The organism is Burkholderia sp. Tr-862, assembly GCF_011753085.1.
GTDB classification, from domain to species: domain Bacteria; phylum Pseudomonadota; class Gammaproteobacteria; order Burkholderiales; family Burkholderiaceae; genus Burkholderia; species Burkholderia ambifaria.
The window spans coordinates 26,837-51,314 of the sequence record NZ_VWWG01000037.1 but is presented as its reverse complement, the minus strand read 5'-3'; the positions used below and the strand labels follow the sequence as shown (position 1 = coordinate 51,314).

The following is a 24,478-nucleotide window of genomic DNA, read 5'->3' as shown; positions in this document are numbered from 1 at the left end:
GGCCACGCGCGACGGCAACGCATACGCGAGACGCCGCACGGCCGCCACGCGCGCAGCCAGCCGCGACGCCGGCGACACGCGGCGCGCGAAGCGCGCGACGGGCCGCTTGCAGAGGATCGCGCTGTCGTAGCGCTTGCCGGCGAAGCGCATCGTGTCGACGACCTCGAAACCCTGCGCGCCGTAGAACGCCAGCAGGTGCGAAGCGGGATGCGGCGTATCGAGCGCGAGCAGCGTATAGCCGCGCAACGCGGCCCACTGCTCGGCGAACGACAGCAGCAACGCGCCGATCCCGCGGCTCTGGCAGTCGGGATCGACGGCCACCTGCCGCACGCTCGCGACGCCTTCGCACCGATACAGCGAACAGGCCGACGACGGATCGGTCGCATACAGCGTGGCCGTGCCGATCACACGTCCGCCGCACACGGCGACGTAGCACTCGCCTGCTTGCGCGCGGCGGCGCGTGACATCTTCGTCCTGGTCGACGCACGTGCAGTTCAGCCCCATCGCGCCGAGCCGCGCGAATGCGCGATGCAGCATCGGCGTGAGTTGCGCATAGCTGTCTACTGCCGGATCGAAACGCCGGACGATCACCCGATCGGCGCACACGGAAGGCGGCGCGGCAGGGGACCGTTCGGCGGTCGCGTTCCAGGGTATCGACATTGCCATACTCCGTGGTTGGGATGCCCGAAGTCTATGAGCGCGCCGGCCGCCGTCGCAAGAAAAAATGTCGTAAAAGTTTGGGGAAACGCGCGCGGGCGAGACGGTTTCGACGATGCGTGCCGCGGCTTTCGCGTGCGTCGTCGAGAACACATGAAAGAACGCCGATCGTTGTTCGCGCAAGCAATGTCGCGTGCGTCGTTGACACGTGCGACGACTCCATCCAGACTCGCTGCTCCCCCACCGTACCGAGCGCGCTCATGGTCACCTGCTTCCTTCGCTACGTCATCGATCCGTACAAGCTCGAGCAGTTCGAAACCTACGGCAAGATGTGGATTCCGCTCGTCGAGCAATTCGGCGGCACGCATCATGGCTACTTCCTGCCATCCGAAGGCGCCAGCAACATCGCGCTCGCGATGTTCTCGTTCCCGAGCCTCGCCGAGTACGAGCGCTACCGCGAACGCTCGAAGGACGATCCGGCCTGCCAGGCCGCGTTCCGCTACGCGGAGGAAACGCGCTGCATCGTCAGCTACGAGCGCAGCTTCTTCCGGCCGGTGTTCGAGTAACCGCCGTGCATCGCGCCCCGTTTCCGGCGGCGGACGAAAAAAAGCCCCGCCAGCATCCGCGCGGCGGGGCCAACCCATGTCAGTAGAGACATCATGGAGGAGACGGGCCCATCTTATCGAGTGCCGCACGCCGTCCCAACCAAGCATTTCTGCTATCCATCTGCGTCGCCGCGCGCACGCTCGACCCGCGTGCACGGCATATCGATAGAACGAAAAGTCGTTTTCAGAGTGGCGGCGGGGTCGTTACCATCTGGTTTTAAGCCTGTGCTTAGCCGGGCAAGCCATCCCAAGGAGCGCCCCTTGACTGCATTCGATCAACACCGCCGCCCGTTCGTGGTCGGCATCGGCGGCACCACCCGGGCCGCGTCGTCGACCGAGCGCGCGCTGTCGTTCGCGCTGCGCGGCGCGCAAGCCGCCGGCGCACGCACGCGCCTGTTCGACGGCCCGTTCCTGCATACGCTGCCGCACTACGCCCCCGAACACAAGACGCTGACCGACGCACAGCGAGAGCTGATCGACACCGTGCGCGAAGCCGATGCGATCGTCATCGCGACGCCCGGCTATCACGGCGGCGTATCCGGCCTCGTCAAGAACGCACTCGACACGCTCGAGGAACTGCGCGCCGACGAGCGTCCGTATCTCGACGGCCGCGCGGTCGGCCTGATCGTCACCGCCTACGGCTGGCAGGCGGCCGGCACCGTGCTGACGTCGCTGCGTTCGATCGTCCACGCGCTGCGCGGCTGGCCGACGCCGTTCGGCGCCACCGTGAACACGCTCGAAACGCGTTTCGACAGCGCCGACACCTGCTCGGATCCAAAGGTCGTCGCGCAGCTCGAGACCGTCGGCTCGCAAGCCGCGGAATTCGCGCTCGCGTTCGCGTCGCATCGCGCGGCCTCGCATGCCGCATCGGTCGACGTGCTCGCCCCCGTGCTGAAGATCGCCAACCACTGACCGCAGTCTTCCCGCCGCCCGCGCCCGGCCGACGACGTTCGCCGCGCGCGGGCGGCGCGTGTCCGAAGCGCCGGCGCGCACCGCGCCGACGCCCCTGCTTCATGCCGGCTCCCCGCCCCGATAACGATCAGGCCCGCCACGTGATTTGCATTGGCCGAAAGATTGGTTCACTCGGGCGGCGGGTTTTCGTACGCTGAAAGCCCGAATCCTCCATGCGTACGCCATGAACCGCACGATCCGCTACAAGGGCTACGAAGTCGCCCCCGCCGCCGCCCGGTTGCCGAACGGGCTGTTCGCCGCGAACCTGACGATCGAGAAGGCAAGCGGCGGCCCGTCGCCGCGCGCCGTGTCGTTCGACGCGATCGATTTCTTCTTCGAAGAGGAACACGCGCTCGCGTATGCGTCCCGCTGGGGACGCCTCTGGGTCGACACGCAGGCCTGAGCGCAGCGCCCCTATCGTTTGTCAATAAAGTTGAGCGGCATACATGAATAAAATCAATGGCTTGCAAAAAACTTTGCCGTGATTGCTCGCTTCATTTTTCCATACAAGTTGAGCAAAAGCCGCTGAATTGACAAGAAATACGAGCACTCGCTAATAGGCTTGATGCTTCCCAAGATGTGGCGGTCTATCGATTTTCGTCAAGATGGGCCGAGCACTATAGCGAAAGTGGCCTCCCACGCCACCTCCGCTCACAACTCTAGTCGGCGGGACTAGCATTGACGGGAACCATCATCAAATGCGCCAGGGCTTCCGCCACTTGTCCGGCTTCCCGGCACTCGTAATACGCACCCGCTCCACCAGCACGGGGCCGCTCGGGTTGAGTTCGCGTGCACGTTCAATCGCTTCGCGTTGCGTCGTGGCAGTTGCACTTGCCCGTTGCGAATTCGGACGACGAACTGCGTAATCGCCTTCATCGAGGCGCTTGCACCGATCCTTCGCGGGCTCGTCCCGGCTCTCGACGTTACGACAAGGCGCGGATTGCCGCGGTTCAGCTCGGCGACGTCATGTATCGTCCGCCCGCATCCAGACCCCGTAGCACGGGTTTCGCATAGAGCATCGACGCCGCGCCGGCATCCATGAGTTGCACGTTCCGCCCCGAACGGTCTAGCCGCTGAGTGCGCAGCATGTCTTCCAGTTGACGTATCTGCTGCGACAGCGTGGGTTGCGAAACGTGCAGTGTCTCGGCGGCGCACGTGAAATTGCGGTGTTCCGGGACGGCCAGGACGTAACGGACATCACACAACAGCACGGCGAATTTCCTCGTGCCCGACAACAATTGGTCTTGCCTATGGTTAGCATCACAAACCCGTCTTGGACACTATGACGCAACAGGTCCATTCTCTGTTCAACGCATCGCACTGACCGACGCGGCGACGAACGCCAGACTGAATGGAGCTGACCATGCAAGAGATCATCGACGGTTTTCTGAAGTTTCAACGGGACATCATGCCCGCACGCAGGGAGTTGTTCCGCAAGCTGGCGACCAGCCAGACGCCGCGCACCCTGTTCATTTCCTGTTCCGATAGCCGCATGGTTCCCGAACTGGTCACGCAGCGCGAACCGGGCGATCTGTTCGTGATCCGCAACGCCGGCAACATCGTGCCTTCGTTCGGTCCCGAGCCGGGCGGTGTGTCGGCTACCGTCGAATATGCAGTGGCCGCGCTCGGCGTGACGGATGTGGTGATATGCGGCCACTCGGACTGCGGCGCGATGACGGCCGTCGCAACGTGCAAGTGCCTCGACCATATGCCCGCCGTCGCGAACTGGCTGCGCTACGCCGACTCGGCGAAGCTCGTCAACCAGGCGCGTGAACATGCAGGCGAGCGCGAGCGCGTCGACTCGATGGTGCGCGAGAACGTCATCGCACAGCTCGACAACCTCAAGACCCATCCCTCCGTTGCACTGGGACTTGCGCAAGGCCGCCTCAATTTGCACGGATGGGTCTACGACATCGAATCCGGCTCGATCGACGCGCTCGACGCCGCGACTCGCCAGTTCGTGCCGCTCGCCGCACATCCCGATGTCACCGCGACGCCCGCCGAGTGCGTGGCTGCGCTCTGATTCCCGGCTCGTCATACCGACTGCCGATCTCACTAGGTTGATTTACTCAAGGAGCAACATCATGACCCAATCGCAAGTCACACCGAACGCACGCGAAGCTCTGACGGAAACGATCGTCGACGCGAAGGTGCGCAAAAACCTCACGTTCGAAGCCATCAACGAAGGCACGGGCCTGAGCCTCGCATACACGACAGCCGCGCTGCTCGGTCAGCATGCGCTGCCGGAGAATGCGGCGAAGCTCGTCGCAGAACGCCTCGGGCTCGACGACGACGCCGTGCGCCTGCTGCAAACCATTCCCGTGCGGGGCAGCATTCCGGGTGGCGTGCCGACCGATCCGACCGTCTACCGCTTCTACGAAATGGTGCAGGTGTACGGCTCGACGTTGAAGGCACTGGTTCACGAGAAATTCGGCGACGGCATCATCAGCGCGATCAACTTCAAACTCGATATCCAGAAGGTTCCGGACCCGGAAGGCGGCGAGCGTGCCGTCATCACGCTCAACGGCAAGTATCTGCCGACCAAGCCGTTCTGAACCAATGATGCAAAGACGAAAATTCTTACTGAGCACCGGTGCTGCGCTTGCTTCGGGCGGCCTTGCGCTCTCGGGTTGCACGATGACGGGGCCGCGCTCCACGTCGAGCACCAACAATGCGCTATCCCCCACAAGGAGATCCGAAATGACTTCACCCGCAGCGATTCGCCCGCCGCTTCCCCCGTTCACGCTGGAGACGGCCATCGAGAAAGTCCGTCTCGCAGAAGACGGCTGGAATTCGCGCGACGCCGCCAAGGTCGCGCTCGCCTATTCGCTCGACACGAAATGGCGCAATCGCGCCGAGTTCGCGAACAATCGGGCGGAAGCGCAGGCGTTCCTCGAGCGCAAATGGAAGAAGGAGCACGAGTATCGTCTGATCAAGGAACTGTGGGCGTTCGGCGGCAATCGCATTGCCGTGCGCTACGCCTACGAATGGCACGACGACTCGGGCAACTGGTTCCGCTCCTACGGCAACGAGAACTGGGAGTTCGGCGAGGATGGCCTCATGCAGCGCCGCTATGCGTGCATCAACGATATGCCGATCAAGGAATCCGAGCGCAAGTATCACTGGCCCCTGGGCCGTCGGCCAGACGATCATCCGGGGCTGAGCGAGTTGGGGCTTTGAAGCCCGGACCGCTACAGCCGCGGTGAGCGATTAGCGCCCGACGATCCTGTTGCGAAGAACGACGGATTGTTGGGCGTGTATTGAAGTTCACTGGTACTGCTAGTTTTGTCGGGCGGTGCGCGAATCTCGTCCGGTGATTCGGCTAGCAGAAACTATAAACCGCAACATCATTACAGTTAGTACCACTTAATTTATATCGAAACAAGGAAAGGGAAACATCATGAACAAGAGCATCCGTCACATTTCGTACGTCCTGTCGGCACTCACGCTGGCTGCTTCCACCACGACCGCGTTTGCTGCCTCTTCCGCAGAAGCGGCTTCACCGGGTTACCACTCCGCTGCACCGTTGATCCAGCGGAACGCGGCGCCGGAAGCCCAGCGCGCACTGACCCGCCGCGACGTGATCAACGAGCTGATCCAGGCCGAGCAGGACGGTACGCTGCAACGCCTGAACGACACGGTTTTCCACGGCTCGTGACGCCAGACCAAGCGGCTGCGACGAAGCGAGTCGTACGCCGCCTCACAAAGGGCGAGTCGCCTCGATGTGTTTATGTCCGGCGGATCGTCAGTTGCAGCATCCAATGCGGCAAGGATCACACAGAATTCGATCGTGAACGCTGCCTCGATCGCAGCCCATATCGGCATTGCCGATACCGCCGAATCTACGGCCAGCAAACACTCGGCTGACGGTTTGACTAAGCGCCCAGCAGTGGAAGGTGTCGCGGTCGGCTCGCATGCTAACGCAACTGCGCCAAGGCCGGTCGCCACCCAAATGTCGGATCGTTGCCGAGGCGGCGACGAGTCAGTAAAAGCGGGCTTCCTGTCGATGATCTCGGCAAAACGCGCTGTTGCGGGCCAATCCCCTCGCGCTGCATCAGCTTCAAAGCAAGTTACTCAACTACGCAACGCCGGCGATGTCGGTGGTGGTCACGTCGGCTTTCCAAACTGATCAGTCAGCAGTTGTAAGAACGCCCTGCTTGCCGCAGTGCGATACGCACCCTTGCGCTCTAAGACGGCAGCCGTACGCGTTGGCAGAGGGGGATCGAGCGGCACGGGATGTAGGCACTCTTGCACGCGTGCGATGTGATCAGGGAGAACCGTCGCCAGCTGCCCGCGACGCACGATCTCAACGATTGCACCGATCGTATCCACTTCGATTGCGACAAGCGGTCGAATCGCGTGACGCGCAAAATGCTCATCGATGAACCGGCGCGTCGCGAACGTGTCGTTCAGCAAGACCAACGGCTCCTTGCCAAAGTCAGGCCCCGTGAGTGCCTTGCGGCGTGCGGCACGCGGGTGGTTGCGGCCTACCACCAGGCTCAGCGTCTCCTCGAAAAGCGGTTGGCTTTCTATGTCGGCCGAAAAGGCCGGATGGAATGCGACACCGATATCGAGCTTGTCGTCTGCAAGCTGCGCCTCCATCTGATCCTGTGTGAGTTCGCGAATATCGATCCTGATGCCAGGATGCAGTTGGTGGAAGCCATCGACGATCGGCCCGACCAAGGATGCCGTATAGGTCGGCGTTACTGCGAAACGCAGGCTGCCCCGGCTCAGTTCCGCCACGTCGTGTATCGCCCTCACCCCTGCGTCAAGGTCCTGTAGCGCGAGCTTGGCATAGCGCATCCACGCTTCTCCAGCGTCGGTCAGGTGAACGGTTCTGCCGGAACGGTCGAACAGCAGTGTTCCCAAGGTGTCCTCGAGCTGCCGGATCTGCTGCGATAAGGTGGGCTGCGATACATGCAGCGCCTCGGCAGCGCGCGTGAAGTTCTTCTGTTCTGCTACTGCAAGGAAGTAACGGATATGACGTAGCAGCACGGGAATTCCCTCACCTATTGGCCATCCCTATCGAATCTATCGCAAACCAGTCTTGGACGCTATTGAAATTCGCGCCCATCCTTCATCCATCGAATCAAGGCACGCATCCAAGCCGATCATGAGGGAGGTCGTCGATGGGTTGCGGATACGCTGAACCGGGCCGTTAGTACGCTCGCGCTGAGGGAAATTATTTTGGTTCGTAGACTTTCCTAATGATCTTCGTTCGAGCGACCATCGTGTCCGCCTTTTCTGCTTGCCATCGACCTCCCGCTCTGTGTCGTGCGGTCGCGCGCATCTTCGATCGTTCATTTGCCCGGCGGCGAAACGCCGGGCGATGTGTTGCCTGAGTCTTACAACGGTGTTGGTCAAAACCACAGTCGTATGCCTGCCCGTTATCGTAGGTTGGTGACCGTGTCCGGCGTTTCAGGGGGCGGCTCCACTTGGACCGAAGACCCGAAAGTTTGAGATGGCATCAATGGAGAACGGGCCAGCTTTCAGCTGATTCCACTTCTTGCGAGTTTGCACCCACTGCGCGTGCTTAAATTGTGCAGCGTTTGCTGCATCGTGAAGCGCCGGATATCCAAAGTCGTCGGCATACTCGCGAAGGGCTGCCTGTCGCTCACGCCAATTGCCGGTACCTTGGTTAGCAAACGCGATATGTTCGAGGCACAAGTGAAGGACCGTTGCGGCACAGCGCTCGCTCGATGAACGGTCTCTATATGACACAACACGATTAGCAAAGAGAACTGCTGCGTTGTTCTTTTCGATCGCTTCTGCGACGTCAATGTTGAAACCTGGAATGAAATGCGCACTCAAGGCGATGACTTCTTGCTGTTCCGTCGGCAGTGAGGAGTACCAGCCAAGGAAGTGGTCGAGCGGTGATTCAATATTTTCGTTTGACATAATTGAGTCGATCGGCACCAACTCTACCGACTCGGAAGTGGAACGCGCCGCGCAAGCAAGGCGCGACCCGTATTGCACGAGTTTGGACGCACCAACCATAATGTCGCTGTGCGACGTTATTTCGTTATCCTGCTGTTTTGCGATGTCTGCAAAAGCTACGCGCGACATTGAGCGGCTGTTGTGGAGACGTGCGAAAAGCCCCGATGCACCCTTTTTGGTCCACCCTTGGATTCGAGTGAGAGAGCGAGTGGGGTCTATGGGCGTGCATCCGCCTGTATCCCGCATCCGGTGCCTTGCCACTCGCACAGCCTGCACCACGAGCCATCCCGCTGCCGAAGCCTAGTGTTTGCGGAAGCTCCTTCCCACCAAGGTTCTCCGTTCCGAATGCAAACAGGATGCCATTCAGTCCGTATGTTATCCACCCGAGGAGACGCAGTGGATTCCAGAAGCAAGGGCTGCAAGGCTTACTGCCCACATGAGTGGGCAGCAATCGCTAGAGGGCAGGCTAGGTGAGAAGGACAGCGAGACACCCTGGAATTCCCAAGCTGGGTGGGGTTGCTCCGTCATACCAAGCTTCGGGAGGCAGTTGTCGCAGAGACTGCCTCACCGTTGCCTTTGTTTCCCCGCGTGCTTCCAATTGAAGCGATACGATCAGCCTAGCTATTAGAGGCCGAGATCCGACAAGCCGGGATGATCATCCGGCCGACGGCCCAAGGGCCAGTGATACTTGCGCTCGGATTCCTTGATCGGCATATCGTTGATGCACGCATAGCGGCGTTGCATGAGGCCATCCTCGCCGAACTCCCAGTTCTCGTTGCCATAGGAGCGGAACCAGTTGCCCGAGTCGTCGTGCCATTCGTAGGCGTAGCGCACGGCAATGCGATTGCCGCCGAATGCCCACAGTTCCTTGATCAGACGATATTCGTGCTCCTTCTTCCATTTGCGCTCGAGGAACGCCTGCGCTTCCGCTCGATTGTTCGCGAACTCTGCGCGATTGCGCCATTTCGTGTCGAGCGAATAGGCGAGCGCGACCTTGGCGGCGTCGCGCGAATTCCAGCCGTCTTCCGCGAGACGGACTTTCTCGATGGCAGTTTCCAGCGTGAACGGCGGAAGCGGCGGGCGGAGTTCAGTGTTGGTCGACATGGCGTTACCTCAGTGGCTGGTGATGAAGACCCGATACCGGGCCGAAGGGTGAATAAGAGCAGTGCTGCGTGTTCTCGATCGCTTAGTCCGGCGATTAGCCCGTGCGCAGGGCGGGCTTCGCTCGCTTACACCGCGAAGGTGATGTAACCGCCCGAGTGCGTCATGATGTGCGCCCAACGCACGGCCGCGTACAGGCCCTCGGCGGATGCAAAGTCGCTGCCGTCAATCGCGACGACCCACTGGTCCTCTTTGAGGCGAAGCGCGAGTCGTTGGTTTTCGATCAGGTCGCTGTACCAGCGCCATGTGGCCGGATTCGACTTATCGGCCTGCAGAGCTTGATGAAGGGCAGTGACTTCGCAATCTGAGGGGCACATGACAGTCTCCTTGACGTACCGACCTTGAGTGATTGAGACAGGTCTGTCTCAATATTGGTGTAGACAGGTCTGTCTGTCAAGAAATTTCTGTGCCTCTTGTCGCCTGTGCAGAGACAGGTCTGTCTGCCATAATGGAGGCATGATATGGCAAAAAAGGGGCCGAAATGTCACAACCCTCCGCACGCGACCGGATATTGGAAACCGCGGCGCGCCTGTTCTATCAGGACGGGTTCCGTGCCACGGGCATCGACAAGATCATCGCCGAGTCAGGCGTCGCAAAAATGTCGCTTTACCGGCACTTCGCCTCCAAGAGCGAACTTATTGCAGCGTTCCTGGACCGTCGTCATGAGTTCTGGATGCACTGGTTTGTCGAAGAGGTGGAGGCTCGTTTTGCTCAGCGTGCCGAGCTGTCCGTCATCGCGGATGCCTTAGGTGAATGGTTTGCGCAGGAAGACTTCCGTGGTTGCGCCTTTATCAATGTGGTCGCCGAAGCCGGATCGACGGGAGACCCGGGGCACCTTCAGCAGGCCGTATCCCACAAGCACGCACTTGAGCAGTACATTTCTGAACTTGCTGGCCGCCTCGGGCTCCAGTCGCCTGCTACCGTCGCCGCAGATGCGATGCTCTGCGTAGAAGGCATGATTGTGCGCTATCAGGTGACACATGATTCGACAGTGGTGGATTCGGGCAAGCGTGTACTGGCGAGAATCGAAGAAGGCGCGTCAACAAGGCGCAGGTCCAAAGCTGCCTGACGGGTCCTTTCCGCGTGGACATCAACACCGGTGTCGCGTTTCATGGATGCAGAGCCTCTGGGCCGAGTAACCCAGTTCCTCCACTTGCACAGAGGCACTCTGCCGTCGTCCAGCTTTCGCGCCACCGCCTGTCCACTTGCTTCCCGTGTGCACAGTGCGTACGTCGCAGCCTGCTCGGACACCAATGAAGCAGTTGGTCGGCCGGCCGAGCTAATCACGCATTTCCTGGCTTCCGGATAGCGGTCGCGAATCCACTTCGACAGTTTCTGGCGACAGGGATATGCCCTTCTTCGTCCGAGCGAATCCCGTCCTTGTGATGTCCGCCGGCATCGTCGACCGAAACATCCGCGGACGACGGCACGAGCACGTTTTCCCATTTCGCGACCGCGGCCGAGGCGACCGCATTACCCAGCACATTGGTCGCCGTGCGCCCCATGTCCAGGAAATGATCAACGCCGATGATAAGGAGCAGCCCGGCCTCGGGGATATTGAACTGGCCCAGTGTTGCGGCGATGACGACCAAGGAGGCGCGCGGCACCCCGGCCATGCCTTTGCTGGTCAGCATCAGGATGGCAAGCATCGACAACTGCTGCACGAACGACAGATGAACGCCATACGCCTGCGCAATGAACAGCGTGGCAAATGTGCAGTACATCAACCACTACCGCACGGGAGCCCTCTCGTTCGCCTTGGATGTCGATCCGCTCGGCTTTAGCGACAAACGACAACCCCGCAGTGCGGGTTCGCACGAAAATACGCGATTACGCAAGCTATGCAAGAATCTTTCGTCTTGTAATCGCATAACAACAGCCATGTCCGACACGCTGCAGGACGAGCATGTAGCGGCAGACCACGCCATGCGCAACTGGACCTTCGAGCGTCAGGGTCCGGTCAGGATCGGTTCCGATGCGCACCGGCAGATGTTCTGCCGCATGCTGCTCGATACGCACAACCCGTACAAACCGGCCGTCATCGACTGGCCGCCACTCAAGCCCGACGAACTCAAGCGGCTCACGTCGCTGCCGATCTGGGACATAGCGGTGCAAACCGAAGGCCGCGCGTCGATCCGCGTGGCGACCTACGCCGCGACGGTCGACGATCCGCTGCTGCGCCGCGCACTCGAGATGGACGGCGGCGAGGAAGCCCGCCACAAGGTCGTGCTGTCGAAGCTCGTCGAGGCATACGGCATCCGGCTCGCGCCGGAGCCGCCCTACCCGGCGCCGAAGGATCCCGAGTGGTCCTGGATGATGACGGGCTTCAGCGAATGCATCGACAGCTTCTTCGCGTTCGGCCTGTTCCGCTCCGCGCAGCGCTCCGGCTATTTCCCGCCCGAACTCGTCGACACCTTCGAGCCCGTGATCCAGGAAGAAGGCCGCCACATCCTGTTCTTCGCGAACTGGTACGCGTGGTACTGGCGCAATTTGCCGTGGTGGCGCCGGCCGTGGTTCTTCGCGCGCGTCGCGGCCGTGTGGGTGCACCTGGTCCGCGACCGCATCGGCATCGCCCGCGGAATCGACGCCGACGGCGTCGCGCGCGACGCGAACTTCCCGGCGACGAGCACCGCCGACATCGGCGAAACGCTGAACCCGCGCGAGCTGATCGCGCTGTGCCTGACCGAGAACGACCGACGGATGGCCGGGTACGACAAGCGGCTGCTGCGCCCGATGTTCGTCCCGCGCATGGCGCGCCTCGCGCTGCGGTTTCTGCGAAAGTAACGCTGCGGCACCCGGCCGCGGGTTGCAGGCGGCGCGGACCGGCGCGCGCGGCAGCCCGCAGGCACCTTCTCCGGAACGGTGTGCTGCGTCGTGCGTCGGCCGGACGCTGTGGTGCAATCCGACTCGCCCGATCGACGGATCGCGGTTGCCATCCGCGCGCCTGCTCTCCCCCTGCGGACGAAAACGAACACACCGCGGCCCGAATCCGTTGCGTCACGCGCGACGTTACGTCGGCCCACTTGCCACCGTCAGCCTGGCGGCGCGCATCGGATGCATTTGCACGTCACCTCCCCTCCTGCGGGATGTCTCCCTGGGAAGCAGGATCCAGTCGTTGTGGCGACGATCCGACATTTCCCGCTCGCCGTATCCGTTCCTCCAGCGGCAGCGGCTGCAAGCCTGGCCCGGACGGGCGATCTGACACCCGTCCAATCGGGCCATCAATAGGACAAATTCGAAACGACGTTCCAATTGCGGGGCGCGATGTGTCCGTAGCACTTTTTTACAACTTCATGACGCCCAACCACCGGAGATGCCCGTCCCACGGGCGCGCGCGGCCGGTGCGATGCGCAAATCAGCATATCCCGAGGCTCCGCTTTTTGTGTTTTTTCTATTTTCAAGAGGATGCCAAAATACAATCCAAACTCCCAACAAAATCTAGAATTAATAAATTAATGGGCCTTTCCAGCTCGCTTGAATTAGCATCCATCAGAACATTACAAATCAGTAATAAATGCCTGCTGCGCAAACGTTTGCCGTTTCATTTCTGTTACATCTCGGGATGGAGGAAGTGTTACCCACCCCACAAAACTCGCCCATCTCTTTGATTTTTATAAGATATTTAAGCTGGCCACGATCGCTCGACAATCATACACAAAGCATTCCTGATTCTTTCAAATACATTACTATCGGATGCATCAAAACGCGATGCATTAACCATCTTTTAACTTTTAAAACCTTCCATTTTTCACTGTTTGTCAATCTCCCAATATCACCTCAAATAAACTCCGGCCATCAATTTTAAGATTCGCGCGATCGCACGGCATATTCATCTAACGAAAGAGACCGGTGTGTGGCGTGATTATTTGGAGGTAGGTAGGAAATGAACCGCACATACCGCTCGATCTGGAACGAAGCCCTTGGCGCCTGGGTCGCGGCATCCGAGCACGATTCGGCACGGGGCAAGCCGAACAAATCGGCCGTCGTGGTCGCCGCAGTCGCGGCGCTGGCGATCGGCCTGCCCGGCTTCGCCGAGGCCAATACGCTCAACACACAGCAGACCTGCTTGACGGGCAGCAACGGCGCAGTCGGCCGCGTGAACCCGGGCGGTACGCAAAACCAGGCCGGCGACGGCTCCGGTACGTATTCGGTCGTGGCCGGGTGTAACTCCAACGGCAACGGCTGGACCGGTGTCACGGTATATGGCTCATTCGCACAGGCGACCGGCAACGGCGCCGTCGCCACCGGCATGCAGTCGTCGGCGGCCCTGTGGGGCGTCGCGGCCGGCCTCGAAACCACCGCCAGCGGCACCGGTGCAACCGCCCTCGGCTTCGGCTCGACGGCGAGCGCGCTGAACTCGGTCGCGATCGGCGGCGCGGGCGGCAACGGCACGACGCCGCTCTCGCAGGCAAACTCGACGCTCGCGTCGGGCGCGGGCTCGATCGCAATCGGCAGCAACGCAACGAAGGGGGCGCAGTCGGCCGCCTCGGACGGCATCGCGATCGGCGGACAGTCGTCCGTCGCATCGACCGCCACGTCGGGTATCGCACTCGGCCGCGGCGCGACCGTCAATGGGGCGTATGGCATCGCACAAGGTGACGGCGTCATCTCCGGCGCGACGGGTCAGAACGTGGCAATCGGTTCGTCCGGCACCACCGCGAACAGCGCCACGGCTACCGGCGGCGCGGTCGCTATCGGCAGAGGCCAGGTTGCAAGCGGCGACGGCGCCGTTGCGATCGGCAATGGCAACTCGGCGAGCGGCACGGGCGCCGTCGCGCTGGGCAACAGCAGCACGGCGACCAACAGCTCCGTCGCGCTCGGCAGCTCGGCGACGGCAACGGGCACCAATGGCGCGGTTGCCATCGGCAACGCCACGACCGCGAACGTCGCGAATTCGGTCGCACTCGGCAGCAGTTCGGTGACGACCAGCGCCGCGTCGACGACGACGGGCGGCACGACGACCGTCAGCAACACAACGATCGGTGGCCAGACGTTCGGCAACTACGCTGGCGCGGGCTCGGCAGGCGGCGTCGTCAGCGTCGGTCAGCCGAATGCGGAACGCCGGATCCAGAACGTCGCGGCGGGCCTCGTCAGCGCGACGAGCACCGACGCGATCAACGGCAGCCAGCTCTTCGCCGTGGCAAGCACCACGACGTCGAACATCACGAGCCTGTCGACGTCGACGTCGACGGGTCTGTCGTCGGCCAACAGCTCGATCACATCGCTGTCGACCTCGACTTCGACCGGCATCAACTCGTTGTCTACCAGCCTGAGCTCGACCAACAGTTCGGTTACGTCGCTCTCGTCGTCCACGTCCACCGGCCTCTCGTCGGCTAATAGCTCGATCGGCTCGCTGTCCACGTCGACCTCGACCGGGCTGAGCTCGACCAATAGCTCGGTTACGTCGCTTTCGTCGTCCACGTCGACCGGGCTGTCGTCCGCTAATAGCTCGATCGGCTCGCTCTCGACCGGCCTCAGCTCCACCAACAGCTCGGTTACGTCGCTTTCGTCGTCGACGTCCACCGGCCTCTCGTCGGCTAACAGCTCGATCACGTCGCTCTCCACGTCGACCTCGACTGGCCTCAGCTCGACCAACAGCTCGGTTACGTCGCTCTCGTCGTCCACGTCCACCGGCCTCTCGTCGGCTAATAGCTCAATCGGCTCGCTGTCCACTTCGACCTCGACCGGGCTGTCGTCCGCTAACAGCTCCATCGGTTCGCTCTCGACCGGTCTGAGCTCAACGAATAGCTCGGTTACGTCGCTTTCGTCGTCCACGTCGACTGGCCTCTCGTCGGCTAACAGCTCGATCGGCTCGCTGTCCACGTCGACGTCGACTGGCCTCAGCTCGACCAACAGCTCGGTTACGTCGCTTTCGTCGTCGACGTCCACCGGCCTCTCGTCGGCTAACAGCTCGATCGGCTCCCTCTCGACCGGTCTGAGCTCGACCAACAGCTCCGTTACTTCGCTTTCGTCGTCGACCTCGACGGGTCTTTCGTCGGCAAACAGCTCGATCGGCTCCCTTTCGACTGGTCTGAGCTCGACCAACAGCTCTGTTACTTCGCTTTCGTCGTCGACCTCGACGGGTCTTTCGTCGGCAAACAGCTCGATCTCGTCGCTCTCCACGTCGACCTCGACCGGGATCAACTCGCTGTCGACCTCCACGTCGACGGGTCTCAGCTCCACGAACAGCTCCGTTACTTCGCTCTCGTCGTCCACGTCGACCGGTCTCTCGTCGGCAAACAGCTCGATCTCGTCGCTCTCCACGTCGACTTCGACCGGCCTGAGCTCGACCAACAGCTCAGTTACGTCGCTTTCGTCGTCGACGTCCACCGGCCTCTCGTCGGCTAATAGCTCAATCGGCTCGCTGTCCACGTCGACCTCGACCGGGCTGTCGTCCGCTAACAGCTCGATCGGTTCGCTCTCGACCGGCCTCAGCTCCACCAACAGCTCGGTTACGTCGCTTTCGTCGTCGACGTCCACCGGCCTCTCGTCGGCTAACAGCTCGATCGGCTCCCTCTCGACCGGTCTGAGCTCGACCAACAGCTCCGTTACTTCGCTTTCGTCGTCGACCTCGACGGGTCTTTCGTCGGCAAACAGCTCGATCGGCTCCCTTTCGACTGGTCTGAGCTCGACCAACAGCTCTGTTACTTCGCTTTCGTCGTCGACCTCGACGGGTCTTTCGTCGGCAAACAGCTCGATCTCGTCGCTCTCCACGTCGACCTCGACCGGGATCAACTCGCTGTCGACCTCCACTTCGACGGGTCTCAGCTCCACGAACAGCTCCGTTACTTCGCTCTCGTCGTCCACGTCGACCGGTCTCTCGTCGGCCAACAGCTCGATCTCGTCACTCTCCACGTCGACCTCGACCGGGATCAACTCGCTCTCGACTTCCACGTCGACTGGTCTGTCCTCGGCTAACAGCTCGATCTCGTCGTTGTCCACGTCGACCTCGACTGGCCTCAGCTCGACCAACAGCTCTGTTACGTCGCTTTCCTCGTCCACGTCGACCGGTCTCTCGTCGGCAAACAGCTCGATCGGCTCGCTGTCCACCTCGACCTCGACCGGGCTGTCGTCCGCTAACAGCTCGATCGGTTCGCTCTCGACCGGCCTCAGCTCCACCAACAGCTCGGTTACGTCGCTCTCGTCGTCAACGTCTACCGGCCTCTCGTCGGCCAACAGCTCGATCGGCTCCCTGTCGACCGGCCTCAGCTCGACCAATAGCTCGGTGGCATCGCTGTCGACATCCACGTCGACCGGCCTCTCGTCGGCTAACAGCTCGATCGGTTCGCTGTCCACCGGCCTCAGCACGGTCACGACCAAAACCGACAATCTCGGCAACAGCACCGCGGCAGCCCTCGGCGGCGGCGCGAGCTACAACCCGGCAACCGGCGCGGTTTCCGCTCCGTCGTACACCACGTACAACACGAACGGTACGACGTCGACCGCCAACAGCGTCGGCTCGGCGATCGACAGCATCAACAACCAGGGCATCAAGTACTTCCACGCGAATTCGACGGGCACGGACAGCCAGGCGCTCGGCACCGACTCGGTCGCGATCGGTCCGAACGCCATCGCCAACAACACCGGCGACGTCGCGCTCGGCAGCGGCTCCGTCACCAGCCCCCCGAACGCAACGCCGACCGGTACCATCGGCGGCGTGACGAGCACGTTCGCGGGCGGCAATCCGACCAGCGTGGTGAGCGTCGGCAACGCGAGCACGGGCACCACGCGTCAGATCACCAATGTCGCGGCAGGTCAAATCACGGCGACCAGCACCGACGCGATCAACGGCTCGCAACTCTTCGCGACCAATTCGGCCGTGAATTCGCTGTCGACGACGGTATCGTCGTCCAGCAACGCAATCTCGTCGCTGTCGACCGGCATCACTTCGTTGTCGACAGGCCTCAGCTCGACTAACAGCTCGGTTACGTCGCTCTCGTCGTCCACGTCGACCGGTCTCTCGTCGGCTAACAGCTCGATCACGTCGCTCTCCACGTCGACTTCGACCGGGATCAACTCGCTGTCCACGGGCCTCAGCTCGACCGATAGCTCGGTGGCTTCGCTCTCGACGTCGACGTCGACCGGCCTCTCGTCAGCGAATAGCTCGATCACATCGCTTTCCACGTCGACTTCGACCGGGATCAACTCGCTGTCGACTGGCCTGAGTTCGACCAACAGTTCGGTTGCCTCACTGTCGACCTCGACGTCGACCGGGATCAACTCGTTGTCCACGGGCCTCAGCTCGACCGACAGCTCGGTAACGTCGCTGTCGACTTCGACGTCGACCGGCCTCTCGTCGGCGAATAGCTCGATCACGTCGCTTTCCACGTCGACTTCGACCGGGATCAACTCGCTGTCCACGGGCCTCAGCTCGACCGACAGCTCGGTAACGTCGCTGTCGACCTCCACGTCGACCGGCCTCTCGTCGGCGAATAGCTCGATCACATCGCTTTCCACGTCGACTTCGACCGGGATCAACTCGCTGTCCACGGGCCTCAGCTCGACCGACAGCTCGGTGACGTCGCTGTCGACTTCGACGTCGACGGGTCTGTCGTCGGCAACCAGCTCGATTAGCTCGTTGTCCACGTCGACCTCGACGGGTATCAACTCGTTGTCCACGGGCCTCAGCTCGACCGACAGCTCGGTAACGTCGCTGTCGACCTCCACGTCGACCGGCCTGTCGTCGGCAACCAGCTCGATCGGCTCGCTTTCCACGTCGACTTCGACCGGCATCAACTCGCTGTCCACGGGCCTGAGCTCGACCGATAGCTCGGTGGCTTCGCTCTCGACCTCCACGTCGACGGGCCTGTCGTCGGCAACCAGCTCGATCGGCTCGCTTTCCACGTCGACCTCGACCGGCATCAACTCGCTGTCGACTGGCCTCAGCTCGACCGATAGCTCGGTGGCTTCGCTCTCGACTTCCACGTCGACGGGTCTGTCGTCGGCGACCAGCTCGATCGGCTCGCTCTCCACGTCGACCTCGACGGGCATTAACTCGTTGTCGACTGGCCTGAGCTCGACCGATAGCTCGGTGGCTTCGCTCTCGACCTCCACGTCGACGGGCCTGTCGTCGGCGACCAGCTCGATCAGTTCGCTTTCCACGTCGACCTCGACCGGCATCAACTCGCTGTCGACTGGCCTCAGCTCGACCGATAGCTCGGTGGCTTCGCTCTCGACTTCCACGTCGACTGGCCTGTCGTCGGCAACCAGCTCGATCAGCTCGTTGTCCACCTCGGCTTCGACCGGTATCAGCTCGTTGTCCACGTCGACTTCTACCGGCATCAATTCGTTGTCGACTGGCCTGAGCTCGACCGACAGCACGGTAACGTCGCTCTCGACTTCGACGTCGACTGGCTTGTCGTCGGCGAATAGCTCGATCACGTCGCTCTCCACCTCGACCTCGACCGGCATCAACTCGCTGTCGACCGGCCTCAGCACGACCGACAGCACGGTAACTTCGCTCTCGACTTCGACGTCAACGGGCTTGTCGTCGACGAATAGCTCGATCACGTCGCTCTCCACCTCGACCTCGACCGGCATCAACTCGCTGTCGACCGGCCTCAGCACGACCGACAGCACGGTAACTTCGCTCTCGACTTCGACGTCGACTGGCCTCTCGTCGGCGAATAGCTCGATCAGTTCGCTGTCCACGTCGACCTCGACCGGCATCAACTCGCTGTCGACCGGCCTCAGCACGACCGACAGCACGGTAACTTCGCTCTCGACTTCGACGTCGACGGGCTTGTCGTCGGCTACAAGCTCGATCAGCTCGCTGTCCACCTCGACCTCGACGGGTATCAACTCGTTGTCGACGGGCCTCAGCTCGACCGACAGCACGGTAACGTCGCTCTCGACCTCCACGTCGACCGGCCTGTCCTCGGCAACCAGCTCGATCGGTTCGCTGTCAACGTCGACTTCGACAGGCATCAACTCTCTGTCCACGGGCCTCAGCTCGACCGATAGCTCGGTGGCTTCGCTGTCGACTTCCACGTCGACGGGCCTCTCGTCGGCCACCAGTTCGATCGGTTCGCTGTCCACGTCGACTTCGACGGGCATCAACTCCCTGTCCACGGGCCTGAGCTCAACCGACAGCTCGGTGGCTTCGCTGTCGACCTCCACGTCGACGGGTCTGTCGTCGGCGACCAGTTCGATCAGCTCGCTCTCCACCTCGACCTCGACGGGCATCAATTCGCTGTCCACAGGCCTGAGCACGACTGACAGCACGGTGACGTCGCTCTCGACTTCGACGTCGACTGGCCTCTCGTCGGCCACCAGCTCGATCAGCTCGCTCTCCACATCGACCTCGACCGGCCTGTCGTCCGCAACCAGCTCGATCGGTTCGCTGTCCACCGGCCTCAGCTCGACCAACAGCTCCGTGGCTTCGCTGTCGACTTCCACGTCGACGGGTCTGTCGTCGGCCACAAGCTCGATCGGCTCGCTGTCCACCTCGACCTCGACGGGCATCAACTCGCTGTCGACTGGCCTCAGCTCGACCGACAGCTCGGTAACGTCGCTCTCGACCTCGACCTCGACGGGCCTCTCGTCGGCCACAAGCTCGATCGGCTCGCTGTCCACCTCGACCTCGACCGGCATCAACTCGCTGTCCACGGGCCTGAGCTCGACCGACAGCTCGGTAGCTTCGCTCTCGACCTCCACGTCGACCGGCCTCTCGTCGGCCACCAGCTCGATCGGCTCGCTGTCCACCTCGACCTCGACCGGCATCAACTCGCTGTCGACTGGCCTGAGCTCGACCGACAGCACGGTAACGTCGCTCTCGACCTCGACCTCGACCGGCCTCTCGTCGGCCACCAGCTCGATCAGCTCGCTGTCGACCTCGACCTCGACCGGCCTGTCGTCCGCAACCAGCTCGATCGGCTCGCTGTCCACCGGCCTCAGCTCGACCAACAGCTCGCTCACGTCGTTGTCCACGTCGACCTCCACCGGGATCAACTCACTGTCGACGGGCCTGAGCTCCACGAACAGCTCGGTCGCGTCGCTGTCGACCTCGACGTCGACGGGCCTCTCGTCGGCGACAAGCTCGATCAGCTCGCTGTCCACGTCGACCTCGACCGGCCTGTCGTCCGCAACCAGCTCGATCGGTTCGCTGTCCACTGGCCTCAGCTCGACCAACAGCTCCGTGACGTCGCTGTCGACCTCCACGTCGACGGGTCTGTCGACGGCCACCAGCTCGATCACGTCGCTGTCGACATCGACGTCGACCGCGATCGACGCCGCGAAGACGCACTACTACAGCGTCAACGACAACGGCACGCAGCAAGGCAACTACGCCAACGACGGCGCAACGGGCGTCAACTCGCTCGCCGCCGGCGTGAACGCCAGCGCCGCAGGCGCCAGCAGCGTCGCGGTCGGCGATGGCTCGAACGCGCAGTCGGCAGGTGCAGTCGCGATCGGCCAGAACGCGTCGGCCACCGGCGGCAAGGCCGTGTCGATCGGCTCCGGCAACACCGCGTCCGGCGACGGCGCGGTCGCGATCGGCGACCCGAGCGTCGCAACGGGCACCGGCGCAGTGGCGATGGGCGCGAACGACACGGCGACCGGCAGCGGCGCAGTGGCGCTCGGCAACGCGAACACCGCAACCGGCAACAGCGCGCTCGCCCTCGGCAGCTCGAACCAGGCCACCGCGGACAACACGATCGCGCTCGGCAACAAGGCAGTCGCAAGCGCCACCGGCGCCCAGGCCTACGGCTCGGGTGCATCGGCCACCGCGGCGGATGCACTCGCCTTCGGCACGAACGCCACGGCGAACGTCGCGAACTCGATCGCCCTCGGCGCGAACTCGGTCACGAGCGCGGCAGTCGGCACCTCGAGCGCCACGATCGGCGGCGTCTCGTACCTCTTCGCGGGCAGCTCGCCGGTGGGCGTGGTGAGCGTCGGCCAGCCGGGGCAGGAACGCCAGATCACGAACGTCGCGGCAGGCCAGGTCTCGGCCACCAGCACGGACGCGATCAACGGCAGCCAGCTCCACGCGACGAACCAGGCAGTCAACAGCCTGTCCACGTCGACCGCGTCGAACATCTCGTCGCTGTCGACCGGCATCGGTTCGCTGTCCACGGGTCTCAGCGCGACGAACAGCTCGGTGACGTCGCTGTCCACGTCGACCTCGACGGCGATCAACTCGCTGTCGACGGGCCTCAGCTCGACGAACAGCAACCTGACATCGCTGTCCACGTCGACCTCGACCGGCATCGGCTCGCTGTCGACCGGCCTGAGCACGACGAACAGCACGGTGGCCTCGCTGTCGACGGGCGTGACGAACCTCGGCGATCAGGTGTCGCAACTGTCGACGACGATCAACAACAACACGACGCGCTCGGGGAACAACAACGGCATCGCGGTCGACATGAACGGCACCGGCAACGATCGGCCGACCGTCACTGCCGGCACGAACTCGGTGGCGATCGGCGCGAATTCGAATGACGGCGGTCGTTCGAACGTGGTGTCGGTCGGCAGCGACACGCAGCAGCGCCAGATCACGAACGTCGCGCCGGGCACGCAAGGCACCGATGCGGTGAACGTGAACCAGCTGACGCAGGTGCAGACGACGCTGTCGACGGCACTGTCGGGCCAGCAGACGCAGATCAACTCGCTGGGTTCGCAACTGCAGCAGACCGACCAGATGGCGAAGCAGGGTATCGCGGCCGTCGGCGCGATGGCGTCGATCCCGCAGCTCGATCGCGACGCCAACTTCGGCATGGGTGTGGGCACGTCGACCTTCCTCGGCCAGAAAGCGATGGCGGTCAACATGCAGGCCCGGATCACCGAGAACCTGAAGGCGTCGATCAACGGCGGCTTCAGCGGCGGTCAGAAGGTGATCGGCGCCGGCATGCTGTACCAGTGGAAGTAACGCGTCGCGCCGCCACGCCGCCGGCTCACGAGCCGGACGGCGCGCGGCGGCCCCGACGGCAGGACGAGCCCGCCGCGCAACCCGCGGCGGGCCTCGGTCAACCCAAGCTTTGAGGACGTAACCGTGAACAAACTCGCTCTTGCGCTCGCACTTTCCGCAACGGCCCTCGCCGCGTGCTCGACCGCATCCGGCCCGACCTTCAGCGCATCCGAACTGCAGCCGCGCGATGGCGTGCGCACCTTCCAAGTGGACTGCCACGGCCTGCTGTCGGGCCCGCAGACCTGCATGAAAGCCGCCCGCAAGATCTGCGGCGACCAGCCGGTGCGCACCGTCGACTCGGCCCGCGCGCTGCGCGACAGCTCGGATCCCGCGACGCTGGTGTTCCAGTGCGGCGCCGCACCGGCCGAAGCGGCGTCGGCCGCCGCGCCCACACCCGCGCCTGCCGCGGTCGAACACGTGAACCTCGCGGGCGACGCACTGTTCGCGACGGGCCTGGCCACGCTCACGCCGGCCGCGCGCGCATCGCTCGACAAGTTGTTGAGCGAGCGCGAAGACCGTACGTATACACAGGTCACGGTCACCGGCCATACGGATTCGGTCGGCAACGACGCCGCCAATCTCGCGCTGTCGAAGCGCCGCGCGGAAACCGTCGCGGGCTACCTGAAGGCGCACGGGCTGAAGGCGCAAACCGTGTCGGTCTCGGGCCGCGGCAGCGCCGACCCGGTCGCGTCCAACGCGACGGCCGAAGGCCGCGCGAGCAACCGCCGCGTCGACATCTCGCTGCAACGCTGAGCCGCCGGCCGTCGCACCCGCAAGCGACGGCCCTGACCGCCACCGCCCACCGCCCCGCCGACACCGCTCGCCAGGGCGCCGGCGGCTATGTCAAAGTTCGTCAGCCCCCTCCACAAACCGCTGACTTCCGTGCCACAATCGCCGCAGACAGCTGCCGGGGCGTTCCGCCCGCGTCGCGCGCCGTGCCAGTCCCGCCCGACGACACACCGGAATCCGCCGGCCGCCCCGCGATCCGCGTCGCTCGACTCGTTGTCGAGTGCGCGCCGGCGCGAACGCAACCACGACAATCCACGGCGCGCCGTTACGCGGCCAGGCGCTCGACGCCACGGCCGAACGCACGACGCCGCAGAGGAAACCAACCGGTGACGGACATCAATCAAGCAGCCTCGCGCGGCACCCGCAAGCAACGGCCGGCCGTCGGCATCTCGCTGTTTGCGCGGGACGGCCAGGCGATCTGGGAAAACGGCATTCACCAGAACATCGCGTACCTCGCGATGATGCTCAAGCGCTCGGACCGCGTCGGCCCCGTCTATTTCCTGAACGGCGGCGACGCGAACGCACTGCCGCTCGGCCTCGAACTCGATGGCCTCGACGTGCCGCTCGTGAAGCCCGCCGACGTCACGCACGAGCTCGACGTCGTGATCGAGATGGGCGCGCAACTGCCGCTCGAATGGCTCAGGCACGTGAAGGCGCTCGGCACGAAGCTCGTCGCGTGCTACGTCGGCCACACCTACAGCGGTCTCGCTGAAACGCCGATCTTCGACAAGCCGTCGGGGCACATCTTCAACGGCACGCAGTTCGACGAAGTGTGGGTGCTCGAGAAGTCGCAGAAGATCGACGTGCCGCTGTTGCGCACGCTCACGCGCGCGCCGGTTCATACGATTCCGCATTTGTGGTCGCCGTACTTCCTCGATCGCCGCATCGCCGCGCTGGCGAACGAAGGCGTCACGTTCGGCTATCGGCCCGGCCGCCGCCCGTGGCATCTCGCCACGCTCGAGCCGAACATCTCGGTCGTGAAGACCTGCCATTACCCGATGCTCGTGTGCGACGAGTTCTACCGCGCGCATCCGGACGCGGTCCAGCATCTGTTCGTCGTCAACGCGATGCACATGAAGGCGCATCGGACCTTCGTGCACTTCGCGAACAGCCTCGACCTCGTGCGCCAGCACAAGGCGACCTTCGAGCCGCGCATCGACCTGCCGGGCTTCATGGCGCGCCATGCGGATGCCGTCGTGTCGCACCATTGGGAAAATCCGCAGAACTACCTGTACTACGACGTGCTGTACGGCGGCTATCCGCTGATCCACAACTCGACGCTGCTCGGCGACGCCGGCTATTACTACCCGGACTTCGATTCCGTCGCGGGCAGCCACGCGCTGCGCGATGCATGGCTGCATCACGACGAGCGGCTCGACGACTATCGCGCGAAAGCCGACCGGCTACTGCAGTCCGTCTCGATCGACAACCCCGCGAACCTGGACGCGTTCGTCGCGCGCCTGGTCGCCTGAAC

At 63.1% G+C, this 24,478-nt stretch carries 18 protein-coding genes and 3 pseudogenes; 13 read left to right on the top strand and 8 right to left on the bottom strand.

Going from position 1 to position 24,478, the window contains the following annotated elements; translation table 11 throughout:
* Window positions 1–660: GNAT family N-acetyltransferase (locus F3J14_RS13805; RefSeq protein WP_166723452.1), on the bottom strand; the 660-nt coding region annotated here is incomplete at its 3' end.
* Between the two features lie 257 nt (window positions 661–917).
* On the opposite strand from F3J14_RS13805, the gene F3J14_RS13800 reads away from it, so the two are divergent.
* The 3 genes from F3J14_RS13800 (at window position 918) to F3J14_RS13790 (ending at window position 2,616) form a co-directional block, all read left to right on the top strand.
* Window positions 918–1,223 carry an NIPSNAP family protein gene (locus F3J14_RS13800; protein ID WP_138849498.1) on the top strand — a complete coding sequence of 102 codons (306 nt, stop codon included), beginning with the start codon at window positions 918–920 and terminating at the stop codon, window positions 1,221–1,223.
* A gap of 300 nt (window positions 1,224–1,523) precedes the next feature.
* Window positions 1,524–2,174, top strand: a complete 651-nt coding sequence (locus tag F3J14_RS13795) for an NAD(P)H-dependent oxidoreductase (RefSeq protein ID WP_006761159.1) — start codon at window positions 1,524–1,526, stop codon at window positions 2,172–2,174.
* A gap of 223 nt (window positions 2,175–2,397) precedes the next feature.
* Window positions 2,398–2,616 carry a hypothetical protein gene (locus F3J14_RS13790; RefSeq protein ID WP_006749916.1) on the top strand — a complete coding sequence of 73 codons (219 nt, stop codon included), beginning with the start codon at window positions 2,398–2,400 and terminating at the stop codon, window positions 2,614–2,616.
* Between the two features lie 291 nt (window positions 2,617–2,907).
* On the opposite strand, the pseudogene F3J14_RS13785 reads toward F3J14_RS13790, so the two are convergent.
* Window positions 2,908–3,078, bottom strand: a pseudogene (locus tag F3J14_RS13785) (DUF2188 domain-containing protein); the annotation flags it as partial.
* Between the two features lie 56 nt (window positions 3,079–3,134).
* Window positions 3,135–3,424, bottom strand: a pseudogene (locus F3J14_RS13780) (LysR family transcriptional regulator); the annotation flags it as partial.
* 152 nt (window positions 3,425–3,576) lie between these two features.
* Here F3J14_RS13780 and F3J14_RS13775 point away from each other — a divergent pair.
* The 5 genes from F3J14_RS13775 (at window position 3,577) to F3J14_RS13755 (ending at window position 6,342) form a co-directional block, all read left to right on the top strand.
* A complete protein-coding gene (locus F3J14_RS13775; protein ID WP_059463702.1) occupies window positions 3,577–4,236 on the top strand; it encodes a carbonic anhydrase in 660 nt (219 codons plus the stop codon).
* 61 nt (window positions 4,237–4,297) lie between these two features.
* Window positions 4,298–4,768, top strand: coding sequence for a cyanase (gene cynS / locus F3J14_RS13770; protein ID WP_124657387.1), 471 nt, complete (start codon window positions 4,298–4,300; stop codon window positions 4,766–4,768).
* A gap of 145 nt (window positions 4,769–4,913) precedes the next feature.
* Window positions 4,914–5,393: a DUF1348 family protein gene (locus F3J14_RS13765; RefSeq protein WP_010808884.1), complete on the top strand. Its 480-nt coding sequence runs from the start codon at window positions 4,914–4,916 to the stop codon at window positions 5,391–5,393.
* 220 nt (window positions 5,394–5,613) lie between these two features.
* The gene (locus tag F3J14_RS13760) at window positions 5,614–5,871 is read left to right on the top strand and encodes a DUF4148 domain-containing protein (protein ID WP_166723451.1); all 258 of its coding nucleotides are present in this window, start codon (window positions 5,614–5,616) and stop codon (window positions 5,869–5,871) included.
* Between the two features lie 72 nt (window positions 5,872–5,943).
* Window positions 5,944–6,342 carry an SDR family oxidoreductase gene (locus tag F3J14_RS13755; RefSeq protein ID WP_166723450.1) on the top strand — a complete coding sequence of 133 codons (399 nt, stop codon included), beginning with the start codon at window positions 5,944–5,946 and terminating at the stop codon, window positions 6,340–6,342.
* On the opposite strand, the gene cynR is transcribed toward F3J14_RS13755, so the two are convergent.
* From cynR to F3J14_RS13735, 4 genes are all read right to left on the bottom strand, one after another.
* Entirely contained in the window at window positions 6,321–7,208 is an 888-nt protein-coding gene (cynR, locus tag F3J14_RS13750; RefSeq protein ID WP_166723449.1) for a transcriptional regulator CynR, read from the bottom strand. The two genes, F3J14_RS13755 and cynR, sit on opposite strands and share 22 nt — an antisense overlap.
* Before the next feature lie 423 nt (window positions 7,209–7,631).
* The gene (locus F3J14_RS13745; RefSeq protein ID WP_166723448.1) at window positions 7,632–8,279 is read right to left on the bottom strand and encodes a hypothetical protein; all 648 of its coding nucleotides are present in this window, start codon (window positions 8,277–8,279) and stop codon (window positions 7,632–7,634) included.
* Window positions 8,280–8,774: 495 nt separating this feature from the next.
* The gene (locus F3J14_RS13740; protein WP_047851177.1) at window positions 8,775–9,254 is read right to left on the bottom strand and encodes a DUF1348 family protein; all 480 of its coding nucleotides are present in this window, start codon (window positions 9,252–9,254) and stop codon (window positions 8,775–8,777) included.
* Window positions 9,255–9,379: 125 nt separating this feature from the next.
* Window positions 9,380–9,628 carry a hypothetical protein gene (locus F3J14_RS13735; protein WP_166723447.1) on the bottom strand — a complete coding sequence of 83 codons (249 nt, stop codon included), beginning with the start codon at window positions 9,626–9,628 and terminating at the stop codon, window positions 9,380–9,382.
* A gap of 164 nt (window positions 9,629–9,792) precedes the next feature.
* On the opposite strand from F3J14_RS13735, the gene F3J14_RS13730 reads away from it, so the two are divergent.
* Window positions 9,793–10,380: a TetR/AcrR family transcriptional regulator gene (locus F3J14_RS13730; protein ID WP_166723446.1), complete on the top strand. Its 588-nt coding sequence runs from the start codon at window positions 9,793–9,795 to the stop codon at window positions 10,378–10,380.
* A 214-nt stretch (window positions 10,381–10,594) separates the two neighbouring features.
* Here F3J14_RS13730 and F3J14_RS35670 read toward each other — a convergent pair.
* A pseudogene (locus tag F3J14_RS35670) lies at window positions 10,595–11,038 on the bottom strand (cation:dicarboxylase symporter family transporter); the annotation flags it as partial.
* A gap of 154 nt (window positions 11,039–11,192) precedes the next feature.
* Between F3J14_RS35670 and F3J14_RS13720 the strand changes: the two are divergent.
* The 4 genes from F3J14_RS13720 (at window position 11,193) to F3J14_RS13705 (ending at window position 24,476) form a co-directional block, all read left to right on the top strand.
* On the top strand, window positions 11,193–12,095 hold the full coding sequence (locus tag F3J14_RS13720) for a ferritin-like domain-containing protein (protein WP_166723445.1): 903 nt from the start codon (window positions 11,193–11,195) through the stop codon (window positions 12,093–12,095).
* A 1,099-nt stretch (window positions 12,096–13,194) separates the two neighbouring features.
* Entirely contained in the window at window positions 13,195–22,176 is an 8,982-nt protein-coding gene (locus F3J14_RS13715) for an ESPR-type extended signal peptide-containing protein (RefSeq protein WP_166723454.1), read from the top strand.
* Window positions 22,177–22,299: 123 nt separating this feature from the next.
* The gene (locus F3J14_RS13710; RefSeq protein WP_166723444.1) at window positions 22,300–22,968 is read left to right on the top strand and encodes an OmpA family protein; all 669 of its coding nucleotides are present in this window, start codon (window positions 22,300–22,302) and stop codon (window positions 22,966–22,968) included.
* 362 nt (window positions 22,969–23,330) lie between these two features.
* Window positions 23,331–24,476, top strand: coding sequence for a DUF2827 domain-containing protein (locus F3J14_RS13705; RefSeq protein WP_166723443.1), 1,146 nt, complete (start codon window positions 23,331–23,333; stop codon window positions 24,474–24,476).
* Window positions 24,477–24,478: the final 2 nt, after the last annotated feature.

Excerpts from the sequence above, each read along its gene's own strand:
- F3J14_RS13720 (WP_166723445.1), top strand. The coding sequence starts at position 11,193 with ATGTCCGACACGCTGCAGGACGAGCATGTAGCGGCAGACCACGCCATG.
- F3J14_RS13730 (WP_166723446.1), top strand. The coding sequence starts at position 9,793 with ATGTCACAACCCTCCGCACGCGACCGGATATTGGAAACCGCGGCGCGC.
- F3J14_RS13790 (WP_006749916.1), top strand. The coding sequence starts at position 2,398 with ATGAACCGCACGATCCGCTACAAGGGCTACGAAGTCGCCCCCGCCGCC.
- F3J14_RS13735 (WP_166723447.1), bottom strand. The coding sequence starts at position 9,628 with ATGTGCCCCTCAGATTGCGAAGTCACTGCCCTTCATCAAGCTCTGCAG.
- F3J14_RS13715 (WP_166723454.1), top strand. The coding sequence starts at position 13,195 with ATGAACCGCACATACCGCTCGATCTGGAACGAAGCCCTTGGCGCCTGG.
- F3J14_RS13775 (WP_059463702.1), top strand. The coding sequence starts at position 3,577 with ATGCAAGAGATCATCGACGGTTTTCTGAAGTTTCAACGGGACATCATG.
- F3J14_RS13760 (WP_166723451.1), top strand. The coding sequence starts at position 5,614 with ATGAACAAGAGCATCCGTCACATTTCGTACGTCCTGTCGGCACTCACG.
- F3J14_RS13765 (WP_010808884.1), top strand. The coding sequence starts at position 4,914 with ATGACTTCACCCGCAGCGATTCGCCCGCCGCTTCCCCCGTTCACGCTG.
- F3J14_RS13740 (WP_047851177.1), bottom strand. The coding sequence starts at position 9,254 with ATGTCGACCAACACTGAACTCCGCCCGCCGCTTCCGCCGTTCACGCTG.
- F3J14_RS13755 (WP_166723450.1), top strand. The coding sequence starts at position 5,944 with ATGTCCGGCGGATCGTCAGTTGCAGCATCCAATGCGGCAAGGATCACA.
- F3J14_RS13800 (WP_138849498.1), top strand. The coding sequence starts at position 918 with ATGGTCACCTGCTTCCTTCGCTACGTCATCGATCCGTACAAGCTCGAG.
- cynS (WP_124657387.1), top strand. The coding sequence starts at position 4,298 with ATGACCCAATCGCAAGTCACACCGAACGCACGCGAAGCTCTGACGGAA.
- F3J14_RS13745 (WP_166723448.1), bottom strand. The coding sequence starts at position 8,279 with ATGTCGCGCGTAGCTTTTGCAGACATCGCAAAACAGCAGGATAACGAA.